This window comes from Streptomyces sp. NPDC021093 (assembly GCF_044333135.1).
Lineage (GTDB): Bacteria > Actinomycetota > Actinomycetes > Streptomycetales > Streptomycetaceae > Streptomyces.
Window position 1 is genome coordinate 1 of the sequence record NZ_JBIRQJ010000001.1, and the last position, 20,834, is coordinate 20,834.

The 20,834-nt window shown below is 71.8% G+C and carries 19 protein-coding genes; 14 read left to right on the forward strand and 5 right to left on the reverse strand.

What is annotated here, in order from left to right:
• Positions 1-185 precede the first annotated feature (185 nt).
• On the forward strand, positions 186-836 hold the full coding sequence (locus tag ACH4SP_RS00005; RefSeq protein ID WP_398407869.1) for a class F sortase: 651 nt from the start codon (positions 186-188) through the stop codon (positions 834-836).
• On the opposite strand, the gene ACH4SP_RS00010 is transcribed toward ACH4SP_RS00005, so the two are convergent.
• Positions 814-1,827: a zinc-dependent alcohol dehydrogenase family protein gene (locus ACH4SP_RS00010; protein WP_398407870.1), complete on the reverse strand. Its 1,014-nt coding sequence runs from the start codon at positions 1,825-1,827 to the stop codon at positions 814-816. The genes ACH4SP_RS00005 and ACH4SP_RS00010 overlap by 23 nt on opposite strands.
• A gap of 118 nt (positions 1,828-1,945) precedes the next feature.
• Here ACH4SP_RS00010 and ACH4SP_RS00015 point away from each other — a divergent pair, with 118 nt between their 5' ends.
• Both ACH4SP_RS00015 and ACH4SP_RS00020 read left to right on the forward strand, forming a co-directional pair.
• A complete protein-coding gene (locus ACH4SP_RS00015) occupies positions 1,946-2,902 on the forward strand; it encodes an AraC family transcriptional regulator (RefSeq protein ID WP_398407871.1) in 957 nt (318 codons plus the stop codon).
• 11 nt (positions 2,903-2,913) lie between these two features.
• Positions 2,914-3,474: an isochorismatase family protein gene (locus tag ACH4SP_RS00020; RefSeq protein ID WP_398409441.1), complete on the forward strand. Its 561-nt coding sequence runs from the start codon at positions 2,914-2,916 to the stop codon at positions 3,472-3,474.
• A gap of 149 nt (positions 3,475-3,623) precedes the next feature.
• Here ACH4SP_RS00020 and ACH4SP_RS00025 read toward each other — a convergent pair whose 3' ends face one another.
• From ACH4SP_RS00025 to ACH4SP_RS00035, 3 genes are all read right to left on the reverse strand, one after another.
• Positions 3,624-5,321 (reverse strand): chitinase, encoded by a 1,698-nt coding sequence (locus ACH4SP_RS00025; RefSeq protein ID WP_398407872.1) that lies wholly within the window; start codon positions 5,319-5,321, stop codon positions 3,624-3,626.
• Positions 5,322-5,497: 176 nt separating this feature from the next.
• Positions 5,498-7,102 carry an alpha/beta fold hydrolase gene (locus tag ACH4SP_RS00030; RefSeq protein ID WP_398407873.1) on the reverse strand — a complete coding sequence of 535 codons (1,605 nt, stop codon included), beginning with the start codon at positions 7,100-7,102 and terminating at the stop codon, positions 5,498-5,500.
• A gap of 342 nt (positions 7,103-7,444) precedes the next feature.
• Positions 7,445-8,197 carry an N-acetylmuramoyl-L-alanine amidase gene (locus ACH4SP_RS00035; protein WP_398407874.1) on the reverse strand — a complete coding sequence of 251 codons (753 nt, stop codon included), beginning with the start codon at positions 8,195-8,197 and terminating at the stop codon, positions 7,445-7,447.
• Between the two features lie 279 nt (positions 8,198-8,476).
• On the opposite strand from ACH4SP_RS00035, the gene aac(3) reads away from it, so the two are divergent.
• The 3 genes from aac(3) to ACH4SP_RS00050 all read left to right on the forward strand — a co-directional run bounded on the left by aac(3) (position 8,477) and on the right by ACH4SP_RS00050 (position 12,167).
• The gene (gene aac(3), locus ACH4SP_RS00040; protein ID WP_398407875.1) at positions 8,477-9,331 is read left to right on the forward strand and encodes an aminoglycoside 3-N-acetyltransferase; all 855 of its coding nucleotides are present in this window, start codon (positions 8,477-8,479) and stop codon (positions 9,329-9,331) included.
• 107 nt (positions 9,332-9,438) lie between these two features.
• Complete coding sequence (locus ACH4SP_RS00045; protein ID WP_398409443.1) at positions 9,439-10,425, forward strand: MerR family transcriptional regulator; 987 nt, start codon at positions 9,439-9,441, stop codon at positions 10,423-10,425.
• Positions 10,426-10,559: 134 nt separating this feature from the next.
• Positions 10,560-12,167 carry a phosphodiester glycosidase family protein gene (locus tag ACH4SP_RS00050; protein ID WP_398407876.1) on the forward strand — a complete coding sequence of 536 codons (1,608 nt, stop codon included), beginning with the start codon at positions 10,560-10,562 and terminating at the stop codon, positions 12,165-12,167.
• Between the two features lie 102 nt (positions 12,168-12,269).
• Here ACH4SP_RS00050 and argG read toward each other — a convergent pair whose 3' ends face one another.
• Positions 12,270-13,715, reverse strand: a complete 1,446-nt coding sequence (gene argG / locus ACH4SP_RS00055; protein ID WP_398407877.1) for an argininosuccinate synthase — start codon at positions 13,713-13,715, stop codon at positions 12,270-12,272.
• Between the two features lie 99 nt (positions 13,716-13,814).
• Between argG and ACH4SP_RS00060 the strand changes: the two genes are divergently transcribed.
• From ACH4SP_RS00060 to ACH4SP_RS00095, 8 genes are all read left to right on the forward strand, one after another.
• Positions 13,815-14,921: a M24 family metallopeptidase gene (locus ACH4SP_RS00060; RefSeq protein WP_398407878.1), complete on the forward strand. Its 1,107-nt coding sequence runs from the start codon at positions 13,815-13,817 to the stop codon at positions 14,919-14,921.
• Between the two features lie 413 nt (positions 14,922-15,334).
• Positions 15,335-16,039, forward strand: a complete 705-nt coding sequence (locus ACH4SP_RS00065) for a carbonic anhydrase (RefSeq protein WP_398407879.1) — start codon at positions 15,335-15,337, stop codon at positions 16,037-16,039.
• Positions 16,040-16,093: 54 nt separating this feature from the next.
• On the forward strand, positions 16,094-17,611 hold the full coding sequence (locus ACH4SP_RS00070; RefSeq protein WP_398407880.1) for a SulP family inorganic anion transporter: 1,518 nt from the start codon (positions 16,094-16,096) through the stop codon (positions 17,609-17,611).
• A 209-nt stretch (positions 17,612-17,820) separates the two neighbouring features.
• On the forward strand, positions 17,821-18,492 hold the full coding sequence (locus ACH4SP_RS00075) for a hypothetical protein (protein ID WP_398407881.1): 672 nt from the start codon (positions 17,821-17,823) through the stop codon (positions 18,490-18,492).
• Between the two features lies 1 nt (position 18,493).
• Positions 18,494-18,811 (forward strand): LysM domain-containing protein, encoded by a 318-nt coding sequence (locus ACH4SP_RS00080; RefSeq protein WP_398407882.1) that lies wholly within the window; start codon positions 18,494-18,496, stop codon positions 18,809-18,811.
• A 65-nt stretch (positions 18,812-18,876) separates the two neighbouring features.
• The gene (locus tag ACH4SP_RS00085; RefSeq protein WP_398407883.1) at positions 18,877-20,010 is read left to right on the forward strand and encodes a hypothetical protein; all 1,134 of its coding nucleotides are present in this window, start codon (positions 18,877-18,879) and stop codon (positions 20,008-20,010) included.
• Positions 20,007-20,513, forward strand: coding sequence for a phage baseplate assembly protein V (locus ACH4SP_RS00090; RefSeq protein WP_398407884.1), 507 nt, complete (start codon positions 20,007-20,009; stop codon positions 20,511-20,513). Before ACH4SP_RS00085 ends, ACH4SP_RS00090 begins: the two co-directional genes overlap by 4 nt.
• The gene (locus ACH4SP_RS00095) at positions 20,513-20,833 is read left to right on the forward strand and encodes a hypothetical protein (RefSeq protein WP_398407885.1); all 321 of its coding nucleotides are present in this window, start codon (positions 20,513-20,515) and stop codon (positions 20,831-20,833) included. The genes ACH4SP_RS00090 and ACH4SP_RS00095 overlap by 1 nt, the downstream gene beginning before the upstream one ends.
• Position 20,834 lies beyond the last annotated feature (1 nt).

Here is a 20,834-nt window from a genome sequence, read left to right on the forward strand (position 1 = left end):
TCGTGGGGGTGCGCCGCGGGGGGGGGCCCGGCGGTAACTGCGGGTTCCGCGCTCCCCATCGGGAACGGCGGGTGGGGTGGTTAGTATGGTTCGGGGCGGTGCGCGGGGCTGGTGCCGGGCGCGGCGCCCCCCTTCCCCCCTGCCCCTTCCCTCCCGCCCCTTCTCCCCCAGGAGTGCGTGCCGCCGTGACGGACTCGTGGATCCCGGCGCACCTGCGCCGCCGGGCGCGGACCGCGCTCGTCGTCGTCGTACTGATCGCCGGTGGCCGCGCGATCTCCGAGGGCGGACACGCGGGCGAGCCCGGCCGTCCCTCCGCCGCGAGCGCCTACGCCGGAGCCCTCGGCCCTGACGCGCCGCCACCGGCGCCCTCGTTGCCGTCCGCCGCACCGACCCGTCTGAGGATCCCGGCGATCGACGTGGACGCACCGCTGACGGAGCTGGGCCGGGACGCGGACAACACGCTGCTCCCGCCGCCGCCCGACGACGCGAACCTGGCCGGCTGGGACCGTGGCGGCGTGTCCCCCGGCAGCGCCGGCACCGCGGTCGTCGCAGGTCACTACGACACCAGCCACGGGCCGGCCGCCTTCTACGGCCTGCACGCGCTCGAACCCGGCAGCGAGGTGCGCGTGGTGCGGGCGGACGGCCGCACCGCCGTCTTCACCGTCGGCGCCGTCGAGGAGTACGAGAAGGAGGACTTCCCCAGCGCGAAGGTCTACCGGCACTCGGCCCGCGCGGAGCTCCGGCTGATCACCTGTGGCGGGACGTTCTCCGATGACGGCGGCTATTCGGCGAACACGGTCGTGTACGCGTACCTCACCGGGGTGACCCGACCGTGACCACGATCTTGCCCGTGTGCGTGCCCGACTCCATGAGGCGGTGGGCGTCCGCCATGCGCTCCAGCCCGTCGAAGGTCTCGGCGACGACGGGGGCCAGCGTGCCGTTGCCGAGGCCTGACCCGATGAAGGCCGATGCGCGGTCGCGGAAGGCCTCGGTGGCGGCGAGTGCGCCGTTGGCGTACGTACGGACCGTGAGCGGCCAGTTCATCGAGAGCGTGGCCGGGCGGGGGTCGAGGAAGCCGTAGAGCACCGCCGTGCCACCGGTGGCGAGGGCGTCGCCGAGTGCGGCGAAGCCGGGCCCGCCGATGCCGTCGAAGGCGATGTCGGCACCCTTGCCGTCGGTGAGCCTCCTGACCTCCTTCACCAGGTCCTCGCTCTCGGTGCAGATGACATGGGCGGCGCCCAGGTCGAGGAGCCGCTGCCGCTTGGCCTCGCCGCGGGTGGTGACGAGGGGGACCGCCCCGAGGCGGAGCGCGGTCTGGATCGCGGCGGTGCCCACTCCGCTCGACCCCGCGGTGATCAGCACGTGGTCGCCGGCGGCGAGCCCCGCGGTCTCGACCAGGCCGCCGTACGCGGTGGAGTACGTCAGCCAGGCGGCGGCCGACGCCACGGCGTCCGCGCCCGCCGGCCGGGGGACCACGAACTCCTGGGGCAGGACGGCCCGTTCGGCGTACACGCCGTGGACGCCGAAGTCGAAGTTGGCGGCGGTCATCACCAAGTCGCCGGGTGCGTAGGCCCGTACGTCCTCGCCGACCGCCTCGACCACGCCGGCGGCCTCGTAGCCGAGCCGGGAGCCCGGCAGGGTCGGCGGGTAGTAGTAGGCGCCGGCGCGGAAGAGGGCCTCGGCCCGGTTGAGGCCGATCGCCTCCACCCGCAGGAGGACTTCGCCGGGGCCGGGGCCGCGCAGTGCCACGTCCTCGACCTTCAGGACGTCGGGCCCGCCGAGCTCGTGGAAGAGAACTGCCCTGGTGGTGCGGTGAGTTGTTGTCATGAGGATGACGTTATGCACTGTGTGCGAGACGATCCATGTCCCTCCCGCTCCTTTTTCTGTCCCACCGTCTCGCCCTCTCCGCTTCGCAAAGACTCCGGCCAGGAGTACGGTGCGGCCCATGGACGTACTCAGCGATGCGCTCGCCGTCATGCGGAGCGGGCGCCCGCACTCCTCGCGCACGGTCAAGTCGGCCCCCTGGGGCATCCGGTTCCCCGCCACGGACGGCGCCGGGTTCCACGTGGTGCTGCAGGGTTCGGCATGGCTGCTGCGGCCCGGGGCCGCCGCGCCCGTCCGGCTGGGCACCGGCGATGTCGTCCTCCTCGCCCACGGGTACGACCACGGGCTCGCGGACGACCCCGGCACCCCGCTCCAGACCTTCGAGCCGGGCCCCGACGGGTCCTGGCCCGAGCCTCCCGCGTCCGAATCCGGACCAGCGGCCGAGGGTCAGACCCAACTCCTCTGCGGCGCCTATCAGTTGAGCCGGTTCCGCGCACATCCGCTGCTCACGGAACTGCCGCCGTTCGTGCATGTCCCGGCGTGCGTCGGTACGTTCCCGCGGCTGCGCGCCGCGATCGACATGCTCGGCGCCGAGCTCGCCGATCCCCTGCCCGGCTCCGACGCGGTGGTTCCCGCGCTGCTGGACACCCTGCTGGTGCATCTGCTGCGCGCCTGGTGGCTCAAGGACGGAGAGCCCGGGAAAGGGACCGGGAGCCCCGGCGGCTGGGCGGGGGCACTGCGCGACCCCGCCGTCACCGCGGCACTGGAGGCCGTGCACCGGGACCCCGCGCACCCCTGGACCGTCGAGGAGCTGGGCGCCGAGGCGGGCCTGTCGCGGGCCGCGTTCGCCCGGCGCTTCACCGAGCTGGTCGGCAGGCCCCCGCTGGCGTACCTCACCTGGTGGCGCATGACGACCGCGGGCCGGCTGCTCCGCGACACCGACGCACCGCTGCACACGGTGGCCGAACGCACCGGCTACACCTCGGAGTTCGCCTTCGCCAAGGCTTTCAAGCGGGAGTACGGAACGCCACCCGGCCAGTACCGGCGGTCCCTGCCGGGTGTCAGGATGGGGCCATGACTGACTCCACCATGGCTCGATCCACCGACCCCGTTCAGGCCCTTGTCGTCGTCGACATGCAGGCGACCTTCGTCACCGGTGCGAACCCCGTGCCCGGCGCCGACCGGCTGCTGGACCGCACCTCGGCGCTGCTTGCCGCCGCCCGTGCGGCCGGCGTCCTCGTCGTACATCTGCAGAACGACGGGGCGCCCGGCACGGAGGACGAGACCGGAACCGACGGGTGGCGGCTGCATTTCCCGGTGGCCGAGAGCGAGTTGCTGCTGCACAAGACCGTCGACGACGGCTTCGAGGAGAATCCGCTCGCCGAATGCCTCAAGGAGGCGGGGGTACGGGGTCTTGCGGTGTGCGGCGTGATGTCGGAGATGTGCGTGGGCGCGACCGCGCGTACGGCGTTGGAGCTGGGCTTCCGGGTCGTCCTGCCGCACGACGCGCACGGTACGTACGACATCCCGGCGGCGGAGGGCATCAGCGAGGCCGTGCCCGCGGCGATGGTGTCGCGGGTCGCGGAGTGGGCCCTGGGCGACGAGGTCGAGGTCGTCGCGGGGGCGGCGGACGTGAGGTTCGAGAAGTGACGAAGTGACGGCGGTGGACGTCGTCGCGTGCGCGACGTGACACGACCCGACCCGATGCGACGTGACCTGACGTGATGTGACGCGGACCGTTGCTCTCCGTCCCCTGTCCCGCAGGGGGCGGAGAGCAACGGCGGGGAAGCGAGGGGGAGTTACGGCAGGCCGTGCACGTGCGGGCCGACCGCGTTCGACCAGGCGTTGCCCGCCGTGGCGTCCCAGTTGGTGGACCAGGTCATCGCGCCGCGCAGGGCCGGGTAGGTCTTGGCCGGCTTGAAGGTGCCGCAGCCGGTGCCCTTGGTGAGGCAGTCCAGGGCGTTGTTGACGATGGCCGGGGAGACGTAGCCGCTGCCCGCGCCGCGGGTGGAGGCCGGGACTCCGATGCCGACCTGGGACGGGTCGAGACCGCCCTCCAGCTGGATGCAGGCGAGCGCGGTGAGGAAGTCCACCGAGCCCTGGCTGTAGACCTTGCCGTCGCAGCCGAGCATCGAACCGCTGTTGTAGTACTGCATGTTGACGACCGTGAGGATGTCCTTCACGGCGAGCGCCGCCTTGAAGTACTCGGTGCCGGTCGACTGCATGTCGAGGGTCTGCGGGGCCATCGTCAGGACCATGCCGGGGCCCGCCTTCGCGGAGAGCTGGTGCAGGGCCTTCGACAGGTAGGCGGAGTTGATGCCGTGTTCGAGGTCGATGTCGACGCCGTTGAAGCCGTACTCCTGCATCAGCTGGTACGTGCTGTTGGCGAAGGCGGTCGCGGAGGCGTCGCTGTTGATGGTGACGTTGCCCTTCTCACCGCCCACCGAGATGATCACGGACTTGCCGGCCGCCTTCTTGGCCGCGATGTCCGCCTTGAAGTCGGCGACATTGGTGTAGCCCACTGCCGGGTCGAGGTTGAAGACGATCTGGCCGGGCGTGGCGGTGGAGTCCGCGAAGGAGACCGCGATGATGTCGTACTGGGCCTGCACGTCGCGGAGCTTCTGGACGGTCGCGCCGTTGTTGAAGTTCTGCCAGTAGCCGGTCAGGGCGTGCTTGGGAACGTTGGGGTTCGGGCTGGTGCCGCCCTTGGTCGTACGGCCGCTGACGGTCGCCGACTTGGCGGATTCGCCCGCTGAGTTCACGGCAGTCACCTGGAAGTCGTAGGAGGTGTCGGCGGCAAGCCCGGTCACCGTCGAGGAGGTGCCGGTGGCCGACTGGACCTTCACACCCCCTTGGTAGACGTTGTACGAGGTGGCGCCCGAGGCGCCGGACCAGGACAGGCCGAGGGAGGACGACGTCGGCTGGCCGACGGTCAGGCCCGCGGGGGTGGCCGGGATGCCGGGCTCGGGGTCGGTGCCGCCGCCACCGTCGGGGCCGAAGACCGAGACGTCGTCGACGTAGTAGGCGGCCTGGCCGTACCAGCCGTGGGTGTACACGGTGACGGACTTGGTGTTCGGTCCCGCCTTGAAGGTGGTGGTCAGCTGCTTCCAGGCGGTGGAGCCCGGCGACCAGGTCGACACGTCGGTGGAGCCGGTGCCGCTCGCGCCGAGGTAGGCGTACCCGCCCTGGGTCCAGGCGGACAGGGTGTACGTCGCGCCCGGTTTCACGGCGACGGTCTGCGTACATCGGGCGTTGTCCTGGCCGGCCGGGGTGGCCTTGAGCGCGGACGCGCCGCCGTGGACGGGCGAGTCGACCGAAGTCCCTGCCGTACAGGTCCAGTTGGAGAGGCCGGACTCGAATCCGGCGTTCTTCGCCACGTTCAGGTCGGCTGCCTGTGCGGCGGGTGCGGCGGCCATGCCGACGGCGGCGAGGGCTGCGGCGGTCAGCGCGGCCGCGAGGGCCGAGCGAGGTCTTGCGGGCAGGCGTTGGCGGTCCACGTGCTGCCTCCGGGGAGAGGAGTGGGGGCGGGGATGGTGTGGGGAGACGGTGGCCACCGCTGGGGGTACAAGCTGGTCCAGACCATTTGAGTTGTCAAGACCTGTGGCAACAAAGCGGGGTTGCGACGTCTCGTGGGAACGCCGCAACCCCTCCCCCACCCCCGCTACCGCTCCGATCAGGCCCTCAGGTGCGCCAGTACCGCGCGCATCGCCCGGTGCACGGCTTCGCGTGACGCGTCGGTGCGGTCGAGGGACTCGAAGCCGTGGTGTCCTTCCGGCACGTCGACCACCTCGACGTTGGCTCCGCAGTCCTTGGCCGCGGCGAGGAACTCCTCTACCGTGGCGGCGATTTCGGGCACCTCAAGACCGACCCGGGTGACCACGACGGGCAGAGTGCCCGAGTCGGCGACCGCCTGCGCCGGGTGGAAACGGCTGCCGGTCAGCCCCCAGTTCGGCATCGGCGCCAGGATCGGGTACGTGGCCGCCAGGCAGCGCAGCCACGACGGGGGCGAGGCCAGCCACTCGGCCGTGATCGGCCCGCTGCCGGAGAAGAACCAGAGCGCGACGCGGTCCGCGTCCACCCTCGGGTCGGCCCGTACGAGTTCCACCGCGGCGGCGATGTCCGCGGCGGCGCGCGGGTAGTCGGCGACGTCGTGCAGCCGGTGGTCGACGGTGACGCCCAGCACCCCTTCGGCGGCCGCGTAGCGGGCGTACCCCGCGAAGATCGGCCACTCCCGCGGGGTCGGCCGCGCACCGGCGGGCACCGGACCGCCGTGCACGACGACCACGGCAGGCAGCAGGCCCGCGCCGTCGGCCCCCTCGACCGCCTCAGCCCCTTCCGGCACGTACAGGTCGACGTTCCCGGTCCGCTCGCGGGGGATGTCCGGGAGGTCCAGCAGGAACGGCTCCAGGTGCGGGGGCGTTCCGCAGGCGTCGGCGGGCGTCAGCCGGCGCCCCTCGCCCGCAGCCGCCCGCCGCAATACCCCGGCCAGCTCGGCGGGGCAGGACAGCATCGGCCAGTGCCCGGTGGGGAGTTCGAAGAAGCTCACCGAGGGGTCGGTCAGGGCCTGCATGGCCGGGTCGCCGAGACCCACCACCATCTGGACCATGTCGATGCTCGCACCGTTGCTGGTGCACAGCACCCCGGTGGTGGGCACCGGGGCCGCCGTGCCGGTCAGCCTCAGCGGCTGGAGCAGCGTGGCCAGCGGCTGCGGCGCGGCGAGTGCGGTGAGCCGGTCCAGTGCGGCGTCGGAGAGCCCCTCGACACTCCCCCAGCGCTGCCACTCGTCACGGCCGGGTGCCGCCAACTCACCCTCGAACCCCACCACTTCGGCACGCTCGGCGAGCTGTGCGCGCAGGGACTGGTCGGGCAGCGCGGCCAGGGCGGGGACCCCGTCCTGCGGCATGCCGGAGTCCAGGTAGACGACGCGGGTGAGGTGCTCGGCCCGCCGGTCGGCGGCACCGACCGCCGGGTGGACGCCGTAGTCGTGACCGACCAGCACGATCTCCCGGCCGCTGCCGCCCCCTTCACCCCCTTCGCCCTCGCGAACCGAGTCGATGACCGCGAGTACGTCCGCGATGTGCGTCTCCAGGTCGACATCCGCCTCCGTACGACCATCCTCACGACCACCCGCATGACCGCCCGTACGACCGCCCGAAGCGTCGATCCCGGTGAGGGCCACCATGTGCACCTCATCGCCCGCCGCGGTCAGTTGGGCGGCCGTGCTCTCCCACACGTGTGCGCCGGTGAACATGCCCGACACCAGGATGAATGCAGTCATGGGGCCCTCCTCAGTACGTCATCACCGGGGACCGGCCCGATCTTCCCGGCCCCGCTCGCCGCAGGATAGAAACTCCCCCAAGGGGAGGTTCAAGCCCTGTCTGTAGCCGTCAGGCAACAAGCCCCAGGACCGTGCCCGAAGCCACGACTGCAGTGAAGGCCTGTGGTGCGATCGGCCCGGTCACCGCTGCGGCGACCGCACCCAGGATCGCGGTGGCGACACCGACACCGACGACGGCGCCGGCCGTGGCTGCGGACAGCCTGGTGATGCTGAGGCTGACGATGAGCCCGAGGACCGCAGACAGGGCGTTGAGGAAGACAACTGGTTCTCTACCGAGGATCTTTACCTGCCCTCCCTCAGCGCCTTGAGTTCCGCCTCGATGCGGTCGAGGCGCTCGATCAGCGTCTGCTGGAACTTGTCCTGGTAGGCCAGGAACGTGCTGGCTGCGCGCGTCGGGTCGCCTGCCTTCGGGTCGGCGGTCGGGCTCGTGATCCTCTGCGCCCACACCTTGTCGACGATCTTCTTGATCTCTGCGTCCGTGAGTGCCACGTCGTCCTCCTCGGGGGGTTGGGTGGCGCGGGCGACGATGCCCGGGAACACCTTGGTCTTGAACTGCTTCACTCGCGCATCGCCGGGGCACGCCGTGCCGGACACCGCCCACGCGGCGTGCAGCCGGTGGTAGCCGTAGCCGGGGTCGTCGGCGGTGCGGCAGATCCTCAGCGGGATGCCGTGGTGCCGGTGCAGCCATACGCCGAGCCGGATCAGCTGCTCGACCTGCGCGTTGGTCCACGGGTCGGTGTGCTGAAGGTTCGACGCGGTCTCGATCGACACCGCACCCGTGCCGTCCGGCCTGCGGTTCGCCAGATAGTTGGCGTCGGCCCTGGTCTGGGTTCCGACGTACTGTGCGATCGACCCGTCGTAGGACTGGCCGAAGTGGGATTCGAGGTTGGTGCTGTCGCGCCAGTACTCGTAGATTCTTTCCTTCGTCCACGGGGCGGCGATGCTGTGCATGATGAACTGCGTCGGGCGGATCGCCGGTTGGGCGTCCGACTCCGGCTGGAGCTCCATCTTCTTGGCGCCCGGATACCAGGCCATACGTCCTCCTCAAGGGCGTGAACAACGCCCCCACGTTGGGGCGTTGGTGGCGAACGTGCTGTTCAGAGGCTGCAGAGAAGCCCGTTGAGGCTGACCCACGGCGGCTGGATGCGGTTGGTCGCGTTGGACGGAGTCGTGCCGACGATGCGGAGATACCCGTCTGTCCGCACATCAAGCTTCACTGCGTTCGAGAACGAGTCGACCTGCGAACACGCGGCAACGGTACGGAGACTGTCAGGGCGTGCGGCTGCCGGCAGGGCGACGGGTACCGTCGCGTCCATGGACGAAGCAGCCCTGCTCAAGAAGTCCGACGGTCCTGTCACCCGCAGTCGGCTTGTTCGTGATCTGACCGCGCTCGGCCTCGGCCACGGCGACGTCGCGATGTTCCACACCCGGATGTCCGCCGTCGGTTACGTGGCGGGCGGCGCCCGGACGGTCATCGACGCGCTCCGCGATGTCGTGGGCGAGCCGGGAACCCTGATGGTGACCTGCGGCTGGAACGACGCCCTGCCCTATGACTTCACCGACTGGCCGCAGGCCTGGCAGGACGCCCTGCGCGCGGAGCACCCCGCGTACGACGTCGAACTCAGCGAGTCGGACCACGACTACGGCCGGCTCCCCGAGGCACTGCGCCTCCGGCCCGGCGCGGTACGCAGCCGGCACCCCGACGCCGGCTTCGCCGCACTCGGTGCGGCGGCGACCACGCTGATGGCCGACCACCCCTGGAACGACCCGCACGGCGCGGACAGCCCGCTGGCCAGGCTGGTCGCGCTGGGCGGCCGGGTCCTCCTGCTGGGCGCCCCGCTGGACTCCCTCACGCTCCTGCACCACGCCGAGGCGCTCGCCGAAGCCCCCGGCAAACGGTTCGTGGACCACGAACAGCCGATCCTCGCCGACGGGAAGCGGGTCTGGCGGCGCTTCCACGACATCGACTCGTCGGAAGGGGCCTTCGACTACTCCTCCGTGGTGCCGGAGGGGCAGGACCCCTTCGAGGCCATCGCCCAGGACATGCTCACCGCCGGCATGGGCCGCAGGGGGACGGTCGGCGCCGCGGAGAGCCATCTGTTCGAGGCCGCCGAGGTCGTGGACTTCGGCGTCGCCTGGATCGAGGAAGGACTGGGCCGGCCCCGGTGACCCGCTCACTGCCCGGCCACCGCGACGGAGCCCGCCGCTGACGCCGAAGTATCCTGACGCCAACGAGCCGTGGCGCATCCGGGCCCGGACGGCATCGGGGGGTGCGGGTGTTCTCGTCGTACGACGGTCTGTGCAGCATCGGTGAGCTGGCCGAGCATGCGGGGGTCACGGTCAAGACCGTCCGCTTCTACTCCGAGCGCGGGCTGCTCCCCGAGGCCTCCCGCAGTGCGGGCGGGCACCGCCGTTACGCCCCTGGGGCACTGGACCGGCTGCGGCTGATCCGCTCGCTGCGGACCCTCGACCTGCCGGTGCGCGAAGTGCGCCGCATCCTCGACGAGGAAGACGAGGAAGCGGACGAGGCAGGTGCGGCAGCGGGGGCGGTCGGGCCCGGCAGTGTGCTGGAGGACGCCGTCGCGGGTCAGCTGCGCGAACTGGGGTCGCAGCTCAAGGCGTTGCGCTGGCGGGAGGCCGGGCTGCGGCTGGTGCAGGAGTGCCCGCCCGGGGAGCGGGCCGACCGGCTGCGGCTGGTCGGCGCGGTGACCGCCCCGCCGAGCACGGACTCGCTGGCCCGGTTCTGGCGCGGCTGGCTGCCGGCCCGGATGCCGGCCGGGGCGACCTCCGCGTTCCTGGAGGTGGCGGTCCCGCAGCCGCCGGACGACCCGCAACCGGCCCAGGTGCTCGCCTTCGCACGGCTCCACGCCTTCGCGACCAGCCCGTGCAGCGGTGCCGAGCAGCCCCAGCCCGCCGCGCACCGGGCCGCGGGGGCCCGCGGTTCTGCCGTACTGTACGCGGCTCTGGCCGAGGCGTACGAACTGGCGGGCGCGCGGATGCGGTTGGGGCAGGAGCCGTACGGGGGCGAGGCGCTGGACAGCTTCGTGGACGCGTACGCGCGCGCGTACGACAGCCGGGACACCCCGGAGTTCCGCCGGGTGCTGGCCGGTCAGCTCGCGGCCGATCCCCGTATCGACTGGTACTGGGAGCTGGCCTCCCAGGTGGTCACCCCGCCGGGCGGCCGTCCGGCGCCGACGCCCGGGTCCGCGCACGACTGGCTGTGTGCGGCCCTGGAGGCGCAGACGGCGCTTGCGGGGGCCTGAGCCGGGGAAGTTGTACCCCCGGCTCGGAGCGCGGGCTTTCGCCGAGGCTGCGCCGACTGTTGTGTTCCGGTCCATCTCCCGGTAATTGACTCCGTCTTGCCTTGTGTTGACGCTCGGCCGACGGAAGGACGCACATGCAGCGCAAGTTCCTCTCCTCCCCCGCCCCCTCGCCCTCTCTCCTCTCCCTCCTCGCGGCGGCGCTGCTGGCCACGGCCACGGCTGCCTCGCCCCTCGCGCAGTCCGTCGCGGAAGCCGCGCCTCCGCGGCCTGCCGCGCCCAGGGCCACCACCGTGGCGCCCGGGGTGACGCTGACCTCGACGACGCTGGGCGAGAAGGACGCCGACGACCGCTGGACCGTGCACGTCCACCTGCCGGCCGTTCCCGAAGGACCGGTCGGGTCGGCCGCCACGGCGCTCGGCCCCCGCGCCACCGCCGACCGTGTGGCGGCGGCGCTGCGGGAGAAGGGGTTCGGGCCCCGGGTCGAGAGGGTCGGGTCGCCCGCCTTCGCCGACCAGCGCCCCGGGACGCTCGGCTGGACCGTACGGATCGGCAGTTACGAGGACGCCGCGGCCGCGGAGGCCGAGCTGCGCAGGGTCAGAGCGGCGGGCTTCACGGGCAGCACCCGCTACACCGCCCAGGACGGCACCGACGCCCGCGCACCGCAGAAGGTGCACGTGCTCCGGGTGGACTTCCGTACGTTCGACGGCACGGTCGGCACCGACTTCGGGCCCACACTGAACGGAACGGAGAAGCTGACCGACCTGATGGCCTCGACGGGCGCGCTGGCGGGCGTCAACGGGCAGTGGTTCTACAACAACGCCCCGGGCGGCCTGTACGTCAAGGACGGCAAGCTGCTCGGCTCCGCGACCCAGGGCCGGGCGGGCATCCGGCTGAACCGGGGCGGCCGGTCCGCCGACGTGGACACGTACACCGCCCGGGTGACGCTCCGGGCGGGTGCGGCGAGCGCCGAGGTCGACGGGGTGAACCGGTTGCCGGGGGAGGTCTGGAACTGCGGCGGCGTCGGCGGCGACCTGCCGACCCAGAAGCCGCAGCACGACATGAAGTGCACGGACGCCAGCGAGTTGGTGCGGTTCACCCCGGAGTGGGGGAAGCCGCCGTCCGGCGCGGGCGCGGAAGCCGTGCTGGACTCGCGCGGCCGGGTGACCGCGGTGAACGCCTCGCGCGGGGCGGGCGTGCCCGCCGGAGGGTCGACCGTCCAGGCGATCGGCGACAGCGCCGACTGGCTGCGGACCCACGCCGCCGTCGGCTCCGTACTGAAGTTCACCGAGCAGGTGAAGGACGGCAGGGGGCGCCCGGTGCCGCTCACCCCGGACACGACGATCCTCCAGGTCGGCCCGTCGCTGGTCCGGGACGGGAAGGTGTCGGTCAACGCCCGGGGCGACGGCGTCGTCCACGAGGGCCCCGACCAGACCTTCACCTACAACTGGACCGTGCGCGCCAACCCGCGCTCGATGGTCGGCGTGGACGACCGGGGCAGGTTGCTGCTGGTCGTCGTCGACGGCCGGCAGGCGGGCTACAGCGAGGGGCTCGGCATCGCGCAGGCCGCGCAGCTGATGCGGACACTCGGCGCGCGCGAGGCGATGAACCTCGACGGCGGGGGCTCCAGCGTCATGGCGACGGCCGGTTCGGGGGGCGTGGGGATCGTCAACCGGCCGTCGGACGCGACCGGTCAGCGGTCGCTCGGCAATGTGCTGCTGGTACGGGCGCGGCAGGCGCGCTGACGGCTGGGCGCGCTGACCGGTGACCGGCCGACCGGCCGAGCCCGGAAACGGCGGGGTCCCTGGGGTGAATCGCACCCCAGGGACCCCGCCGTTTCCGTCTGACTAGTCCGTGCCGAATTCCATCGCGGCGCGGTCCAGCATCTCGTCGTCGCCCGAGACCTCGCCGCGCGAGGCGATGGCCTCGGCGCCGCCCTCCGGCATGGAGCCGATCAGCCCGGTGGCGGCGGCCTGGGCGGCGCCGATCGCGGGGTTGGCAGTGCCGATCAGGCCGAGGCCCGCATACTGCTCCAGCTTGGCGCGGGAGTCGGCGATGTCGAGGTTGCGCATGGTGAGCTGGCCGATCCGGTCGACCGGGCCGAACGCCGAGTCCTCGGTGCGCTCCATGGACAGCTTGTCCGGGTGGTAACTGAACGCCGGACCCGTGGTGTTGAGGACCGAGTAGTCCTCGCCGCGCCGCAGCCGCAGCGTCACCTCGCCGGTGACGGCCGCGCCGACCCAGCGCTGGAGGGACTCGCGGACCATCAGCGCCTGCGGGTCCAGCCAGCGGCCCTCGTACATGAGCCGGCCGAGGCGCCGGCCCTCGTTGTGGTACTGGGCGAGGGTGTCCTCGTTGTGGATGGCGTTGACGAGGCGCTCGTACACGGCGTGCAGGAGGGCCATGCCGGGGGCCTCGTAGATGCCGCGGCTCTTGGCCTCGATGATCCGGTTCTCGATCTGGTCGGACATGCCCATGCCGTGGCGGCCGCCGATGGCGTTCGCCTCCATCACGAGGTCGACGGGGGAGGCGTACTCCTTGCCGTTGATCGTGACGGGGCGGCCCTGGTCGAAGCCGATCGTGACGTCCTCGGTGAGGATCTCGACGGACGGGTCCCAGAACCGCACGCCCATGATCGGGTCGACGGTCTCGACGCCGGTGTCCAGGTGCTCCAGGGTCTTGGCCTCGTGGGTGGCGCCCCAGATGTTGGCGTCGGTGGAGTACGCCTTCTCCGTGGAGTCGCGGTAGGGCAGCTCGTGGGCGAGCAGCCACTCCGACATCTCCTTGCGGCCGCCGAGTTCCGTCACGAAGTCGGCGTCCAGCCAGGGCTTGTAGATCCGCAGGTGCGGGTTGGCGAGCAGCCCGTAGCGGTAGAACCGCTCGATGTCGTTGCCCTTGAAGGTCGAACCGTCGCCCCAGATCTGGACGTCGTCCTCCAGCATCGCCCGCACCAGGAGGGTGCCGGTGACGGCGCGGCCCAGCGGCGTGGTGTTGAAGTACGCGCGCCCGCCGGAGCGGATGTGGAACGCGCCGCAGGTGAGGGCCGCGAGCCCCTCCTCGACCAGGGCCGCACGGCAGTCGACCAGGCGCGCGATCTCGGCGCCGTACGCCTTCGCGCGGCCCGGCACCGACTCGATGTCGGGCTCGTCGTACTGGCCGATGTCGGCGGTGTAGGTGCACGGAACGGCACCCTTGTCGCGCATCCACGCGACGGCGACGGAGGTATCGAGGCCGCCCGAGAAGGCGATGCCGACGCGCTCGCCGGCGGGGAGGGAGGTGAGGACCTTAGACATAGGAAGATTATGCATGACGACGCATGGTCATGCAAAGTCCGCTCCGGAGTGGAGCGGATCACGCCGACCGGACCGCCGCCGGACTGGCACGATGCCGCCATGGACACTCTCTACTCCGCCGACCGGCTCGTACGCGCCGCCAAGGCCACCGCGAGCGCCGGACTCGACGCGCTGCTCATCAGCCCCGGCGCGGACCTGCACTATCTGACCGGGTACGAGGCGCTCCCCCTGGAGCGGCTCACCTGTCTTGTCCTCCCCGCGGCGGGAGACGCCTTCCTCGTGGTTCCGGAGCTGGAGCGGGCCGCCGCGCTCGCCTCCCCGGTCGCCGGCCTCGGCATCGAGGTCATCGGGTGGGGCGAGACCGAGGACCCGTACGCACTGGTCGCCGCCCGGCTGCCGGACCGTACGGCCGCCGTCGCCGTGGACAACCACATGTGGGCCGAGAAGGCCTTCGCCTTCCGTGCCGCCATGCCCGGCGCCCGCCAGGAGCTGGCCGGGCAGGTGCTGGGCGCGCTGCGGATCCGCAAGGTCCCGGCGGAGGTCGAGGCGCTGCGGCGGGCCGGGGCCGCCATCGACCGGGTGCACTCCAGGATGGGCGAGTGGCTGCGGGCCGGGCGCACCGAGCGCGAGGTCGGCCGGGACATCGCAGCGGCGATCGTCGACGAGGGGCACGCCCGGGTGGACTTCGTCATCGTCGGCTCCGGGCCGAACAGCGCCAGCCCGCACCACGAGCTGTCCGACCGGGTGATCGAGCACGGCGACCCGGTCGTGGTCGACATCGGCGGCACCACGGCGGACGGCTACTGCTCGGACTCCACGCGTACGTACGTGATCGGCGAGGCGTCGCCGGAGTACCTGCGCCTGTACGAGGTGCTACTGGCCGCCCAGCGCGCCCAGACGGACGCGGTGAGGCCCGGCCTCGCGTCCGGCGAACTCGACGCGGTCGGGCGGGACTTGATCGCCGGGGCGGGGTTCGGCCCGCACTTCATCCACCGCACCGGGCACGGCATCGGCCTGGAGACGCACGAGGAGCCGTACATCATGTCCGGGTCGCCGGTGGCACTGGAGCCGGGCATGGCCTTCTCCGTGGAGCCGGGGATCTACCTCGACGGCCGGTACGGGGCGCGGATCGAGGACATCGTGGTGTGCACGGAGGACGGGGGCGAGCGGCTCAATCTGACGAGCCGTGAACTGACCGTGCTGTGAACGACGGTGCTGTGAACGACGGCGCCGTGAACCGACCGTGCAGCGGAACCGGCCGTGCCGTGAGACCGGCCCGTTCCGCCGCACCCGGCGCATGGGTCGTACGTATTAACGGGGTGCAAACGGAATGTCCCCTCGCCTCCACGTCATACGCACAACAATCCCTGCCCAAGGGTTGATTGATTGACCAATTCCCTGTTCAGGGGCGTTTATCACTCAATATTTGGCAGGTTTTGGGTCTGTCATCAAAGGTTAATGCGATGGCAAAGTGAGAGATACGGCAGTCGTCCAGGCTGTTTGGCGGGGCGGCGCGGAGTCCGCCGTCATTGCGGCCTCCGCGCCGCCCCCTCGCGACCATCGACCCGACCACACCGCGTCCCGGCCCCCACGCCGAGCGGCGCAGGAGGCAGGCCACCTTGAAGTCTCTGATCGACAACGCCCGTTCATTCGCCGCCACACACGTGGCGGACCCCCGGAACGCCGAGGCCTTCCGGGCCCTCGGGGCCGGGCAGTCGCCCGAAGCCCTGTTCATCACCTGTTCCGACTCACGCGTCGTACCGGCGCTGATCACCGGGGCGCGCCCCGGTGAGCTCTTCGAACTCCGTACCGCCGGCAACGTCGTTCCTCCCTACCCCGCCGATCGCGGCCCCCTCCCTCCGCAGGGCGAAGCGGCCACCATCGAGTACGCGGTGTGCGTGCTCGGGGTCCGCGACATCGTCGTCTGCGGGCACTCGCACTGCGGCGCGGTCGGCGCGCTCGTACGGGGTGAGGACCTGTCCGGCGTGCCTGCCGTGCGGAACTGGCTGGAGCACTCCGTCGCACCGGACGCCGCCGTCCGTTCCGTCGCACCCGCCACTCCGGACGTGGCCGAAGCCGTACAGGCGCACGTCCTCGCACAGGTGGCGAGGCTACGCGCCTATCCCTGCGTCCAGGAGCGCATAGCCAACGGCACGCTCACCCTGCACGCCTGGTACTACGAGGTCCACACCGGAGCCGTCACCACGCACCGAGCGACCTCTCCGACGTCCTCGGAAGTGGAAGCGGAAGCGCAAACGGAGGCCGCACGGGAAGCAGAAGCACTTCAAGGCGCAGGCGTGCGGCCTGCGTTCGGTCCGCTGTGAGAGCCGCCGCGCACCATCGACCGGCCCGCTCTCCAGAACAGGACCCCCACCCTCATGCTTCCTCCCTCCGTTCTCTCCTCCTTCCGCCCGCTGCGTGAACCGGGCGTTCTGCGCCAGGACCTGCTCGCCTCGCTCGTCGTGTTCCTGGTCGCCCTGCCCCTGTGCGTCGGCGTGGCCGTCGCCTCCGGCGTCCCCGCCGAACTGGGACTCGTCACCGGCATCGTCGGCGGCCTCATCGTCGGCTTCCTCCCCGGCAGCGCCCTCCAGGTAAGCGGACCCGCCGCCGGACTCACCGTGCTCGTCTTCGAAGCCGTGCGGGAATTCGGACTCGGCATGCTCGGCGCGATCGTCCTGCTCACCGGCGCCCTGCAGATCGTCCTCGGACTGCTGCGCTGCGGGCGGTGGTTCCGCGCCATCTCGGTCTCCGTCGTCCACGGCATGCTCGCCGGCATCGGACTCGTCCTGATCCTCGGCCAGCTGTACGGAATGACCGGAGCCGCGCAGCCCCTCTCCGGCCTCGGCAAGATCGCCGGGCTGCCCGGGCTGGTCGCCGACACCCTCTCCGATCCCACCGCGCTGACCGCCGCCGGGATCGGGCTGGGCACCATCGCCGTCCTCGTCCTGTGGCCGAAGCTGCCCGCGAGCGTGCGGCGGGTACCGGCGCCACTGGCCGCCGTCGCCCTCGCCACCGCCGTAACCGCCGGACTCCAACTGGACGTGGCGAACGTGACCGTGAAGGGGCTGGTCCAGGCGATCCAGCCACCGGGGCTCGGCGACCTGGCCGCGCTCGGCAGCGTTGCCGTCCTCGGCACGGTCCTCGCCTTCACCCTGATCGCCTCCGCCGAATCGCTGTTCAGCGCCGCCGCCGTGGACCGCATGCACCACGGGCCCCGTACCCACTACGACAAGGAACTCGTCGCCCAGGGCGTCGGCAACACCGTCTGCGGCATCCTCGGCGCACTCCCGATGACCGCCGTCATCGTCCGCAGCTCCGCCAACGTCCAAGCCGGCGCCAAAACCCCGCTCTCCCGCATCGTGCACGGCGGCTGGCTCCTGCTCTTCGCCGTCCTGCTCCCCGCCGCACTCGGCATCATCCCCCTCGCCGCCCTCGCCGGCGTCCTCGTCCACGCGGGCTTCAAACTGCTGCCGGTCAAGGACATCGTCCCGCTCCTGCGCACCCACCGGGGCGAAGCCCTGGTCCTGGTCACCACCGCCATCGCCATCGTCGTGACCAACATGTTCGAGGGCGTACTCATCGGCCTCGGACTCGCGGTGGTCAAGACCGCCTGGGACACCTCTCAAGCGCACGTGGACGTAAGGGAGTTGACGGGCGGACGGCTGGTCGTCACCCTGACCGGGAACGCCACCTTCCTGCGGCTCCCCCGCATCCTGGAGACCCTGGAAGCCCTGCCCAAGGACCGGCCCATAGAGCTGGACCTGACCTCCGTGCACCACCTGGACCACGCCTGCCGTACGACGCTGGAGAACTGGGCGATACGGCACAACGACAGCGGGACGGAGGCGGTGCGGATGAAGACGTGTCCGGTGGCTGCTCCGCCGCCGTCAGCCTGAGGCGGTGAGGCGCGGCGTCAGGCTGACGCGGTTCAGCCTGACGCCGCGACCCGGATGCCGTCGCCCGCCTTGCCGGAGGGGCTCGCCCTGCCGGAGTGACGGGGCCGTGACGTCCCGGTGACGGGCGCGGGCCAGGATTTCGTCATGCGAATCTGTCGGAGGCCGGTGCCTCGGAGGCCGGGGCCGGGGCGCCACGAGCGAGCGATCCGGTGAGCGGGTTTCCCGGGTCGCCCCGGGCCGCACGCGGTGCCCTGGTCGGTGTGGAGCCGCTGAATCCGCTCGCCTCCCTCGTCGTCTTCCAGTACAACCCGGACGAGATGACCAGGACCCTGTCGGCGCAGGCGGCCGGTGGCGGCGGAGGAGGTGCCCGCAGCGAGGCGCTGCGGCTGTCCGGGGCGCCGGTCGAGGAGATCAACCTGTCCGTGGAGATCGACGCCACCGACCGGCTGGCCGCCGGTGATCCGCTCGCCGCCGCGCTCGGCGTCCACCCGCAGCTGTCCGCGCTGGAGATGCTGCTCTACCCGCGCAGCGCCCATGTCGTGGCGAACACCGCCCTGGCGTTCCTGGGGACGATCGAGCTGATCCCGCCCGAGGCACCGCTGACGCTGCTGGTCTGGGGGGTCAGGCGGGTGGTGCCGGTGCGGCTCGTCCGGTTCTCCGTCACCGAGCAGGCATACGACCCGGAGCTCAACCCGACGCGGGCGCAGGTGGCACTCGGGCTGCGCGTGCTGTCGTACAACGATCTGTCGGTCACCGACCCCGGCTACTACGTGTTCCTCGCCCACCAGGTCTCCAAGGAGGTCCTGGCGTCGATCGGCAGCGCGTCCGCGGTCGCCACGGCGGGGACGGGCGTCACCGGGTCACTGACGCGGGGGGTGTGAGGTGCTGGAGTCCTTCAGCAGGTACGCGGGTCTCGACGTGGGCACCGCGACGGTGCCGGACGGGGAGGGCGGGCGGCGCACGGTGCGCTTCCTGCGCCGCAGGTTCCCGCCGCAGCCCGGCGCACTGGCCACGCAGGCCGAACACGTCGTGTCCGGTGGCGACCGGCTGGACACGATCGCCGCGCGGCACTTCGGCGACCCGACCGGGTTCTGGCTGATCTGCGACGCCAACCCGTGTGTCCATCCTGACGAGTTGACCGCCGGGGACAGGATCGGTGAGGTGCTGCGCGTCCCCGTTCCGCACGTGCCGCAGGGCTGAGGGCCGAGTTCCAGGCTCCGGGCTCCGGGCTCCGGGCTCCGAAGAAGAGGGGAGGGATGTGTGCCGTGTCCACCACCAGGCTGACCGTGCTGACCGGTCCGACCGTCCCGCTGCCTGCGCCTCCGCTGCTGCTGGAGAACCTGGAGCGGGTCGAGGTGAGCACGTCGGACTCGGCGCGGTCGGGGTTCCAGCTCGGCTTCGCGGCCGGGCGGGCGGGCCGGGCCGGCGCGATGGACTTCCCGCTGCTGTCGCTGCCCCTGCTGAAGCCCTTTCACCGGGTGGTCCTGCTGATCACCTTCGACGGGCGCCCCTCGGTCCTCCTTGACGGCATCGTCACGCACCGCGAGCTGACCCCCGGCACCACCCCGGGCAGCACCAGGCTCACCGTCACCGGTGAGGACGTCAGCGTGATGATGCGGCTGGAGGAGAAGTGCGTGGAGCACCCGGCGCAGTCGGAGCCGGTCGTCGCCCAGAAGCTGATCCTTTCGTACGCGCGCTACGGCATGGTTCCGGTGGTCGTGCCGCCGCCCGTGCTCGACGTGCCGCTGCCCGTCGAGCGGGTGCCGCTCCAGCGCGGCACCGACCTGGACCACCTGACCGGGACGGCCGCCCGGTTCGGCTACGTCTTCTACGTCACCCCGGGGCCCGCACCGCTGACGAACACCGCGTACTGGGGTCCCCCGGTGCGGGCCGGCCTGCCGCAGCCCGCCCTGTCGGTGGACATGGGGGCACAGACCAACGTGACGTCGCTGACCTTCCGCAACAACGCCACGACGCCCACCCGGGTCGTCGGCACCGTCCAGGACCGGACGACCGGCCGGGCGGTCCCGGTGCGCAGCACGGGATCGCTCCGCCCGCCGCTGTCCGCCGCACCTGACTGGCAGGCCCACGCGGGGAACCTGCGGACCACGCTGCTGCGCGACGGCGGTACGAGCACGGCAGGGGCGCTGGCCAGGGCCCAGGGCGACGCCGACGCGTCCGGCGACTCGGTCACGGCCACCGGCAGCCTCGACACCCTGCGCTACGGGCATCTGCTCGCCGCCAGGCGGCTGGTCGGGCTGCGCGGCGCGGGGTGGCTGCACGACGGCCTGTACTACGTCCGGGAGGTCACCCATCTGATCACCAGGGAGAGTTACGTCCAGTCCTTCACGCTGACCCGGGACGGGGTCGGCGCCACGGTGACGGTGGTGCCGACGTGACGGAACCGAAAAGGTTCTTCGGCAAGTACCGGGGCACGGTGGACGACAACAAGGACATCTGGGGTCTCGGCCGGCTCCAGGTCTCCTGCCCGGGTCTGCACCTGGACAGGAGCAAGAACTGGGCGTTGCCCTGTACGCCGTACGCGGGCAACGGGGTCGGCCTCTTCGCCCTGCCGCCGGTGGGTGCGCACGTCTGGGTGGAGTGCGAGGCGGGCGACCCGGACTCGCTGATCTGGAGCGGCTGCTTCTGGGGTCCTGGCGAGGTGCCCGTCTCGCCCGCCGTGCCCGAGGTGAAGGTGTTCCGGACGGCGGGCGTCACGCTCACCCTCAGCGATGTGTCGAACGGCGGCGGGCTCACCGTCGAGGTGGCCCCGCCCGCGGTCTCCGCACCGCTGAAGATCGCGCTCACCCCGTCCGGCATCGAGCTGTCCAACGGTTCCGCCAAGATCGTGCTGAGCAATGCCTCGGTGTCGCTCAACAACGGTGCCCTGGAGGTGACGTGATGCCCGGGTTCCTGCTCCACCCCGGGGCGTCGGTGCTGTGTACGCACGGCGGTCAGGCCGTGCCCGCCTCGCCGTTCCCCCGGGTCAAGGTCGGCGGCCGGCCGGTGGTCACCGCGCAGGCGGGTTACACCGTGACGGGCTGCCCCTTCCTCCCGCCGAACGGCAACGGGCCCTGCGTCAGCGCGCAGTGGACCGTCACGGCCACCCGGGTCAAGGCCGGAGGCACGCCTGTGCTGCTCCGGGACAGCCGGGCGACCTGCACGCCGACCGGGACTCCGCTGACGGTGGTCTCCTGCCAGACCCGGGCGAAGGGGGTGTGAC

Coding starts and splice junctions, on each gene's coding strand:
- ACH4SP_RS00060 (WP_398407878.1), top strand. CDS start 13,815: ATGGACACTCTCTACTCCGCCGACCGGCTCGTACGCGCCGCCAAGGCC.
- ACH4SP_RS00035 (WP_398407874.1), bottom strand. CDS start 8,197: ATGGCCTGGTATCCGGGCGCCAAGAAGATGGAGCTCCAGCCGGAGTCG.
- ACH4SP_RS00020 (WP_398409441.1), top strand. CDS start 2,914: ATGGCTCGATCCACCGACCCCGTTCAGGCCCTTGTCGTCGTCGACATG.
- ACH4SP_RS00050 (WP_398407876.1), top strand. CDS start 10,560: ATGCAGCGCAAGTTCCTCTCCTCCCCCGCCCCCTCGCCCTCTCTCCTC.
- ACH4SP_RS00070 (WP_398407880.1), top strand. CDS start 16,094: ATGCTTCCTCCCTCCGTTCTCTCCTCCTTCCGCCCGCTGCGTGAACCG.
- argG (WP_398407877.1), bottom strand. CDS start 13,715: ATGTCTAAGGTCCTCACCTCCCTCCCCGCCGGCGAGCGCGTCGGCATC.
- ACH4SP_RS00010 (WP_398407870.1), bottom strand. CDS start 1,827: ATGACAACAACTCACCGCACCACCAGGGCAGTTCTCTTCCACGAGCTC.
- ACH4SP_RS00030 (WP_398407873.1), bottom strand. CDS start 7,102: ATGACTGCATTCATCCTGGTGTCGGGCATGTTCACCGGCGCACACGTG.
- ACH4SP_RS00095 (WP_398407885.1), top strand. CDS start 20,513: ATGCCCGGGTTCCTGCTCCACCCCGGGGCGTCGGTGCTGTGTACGCAC.
- ACH4SP_RS00015 (WP_398407871.1), top strand. CDS start 1,946: ATGGACGTACTCAGCGATGCGCTCGCCGTCATGCGGAGCGGGCGCCCG.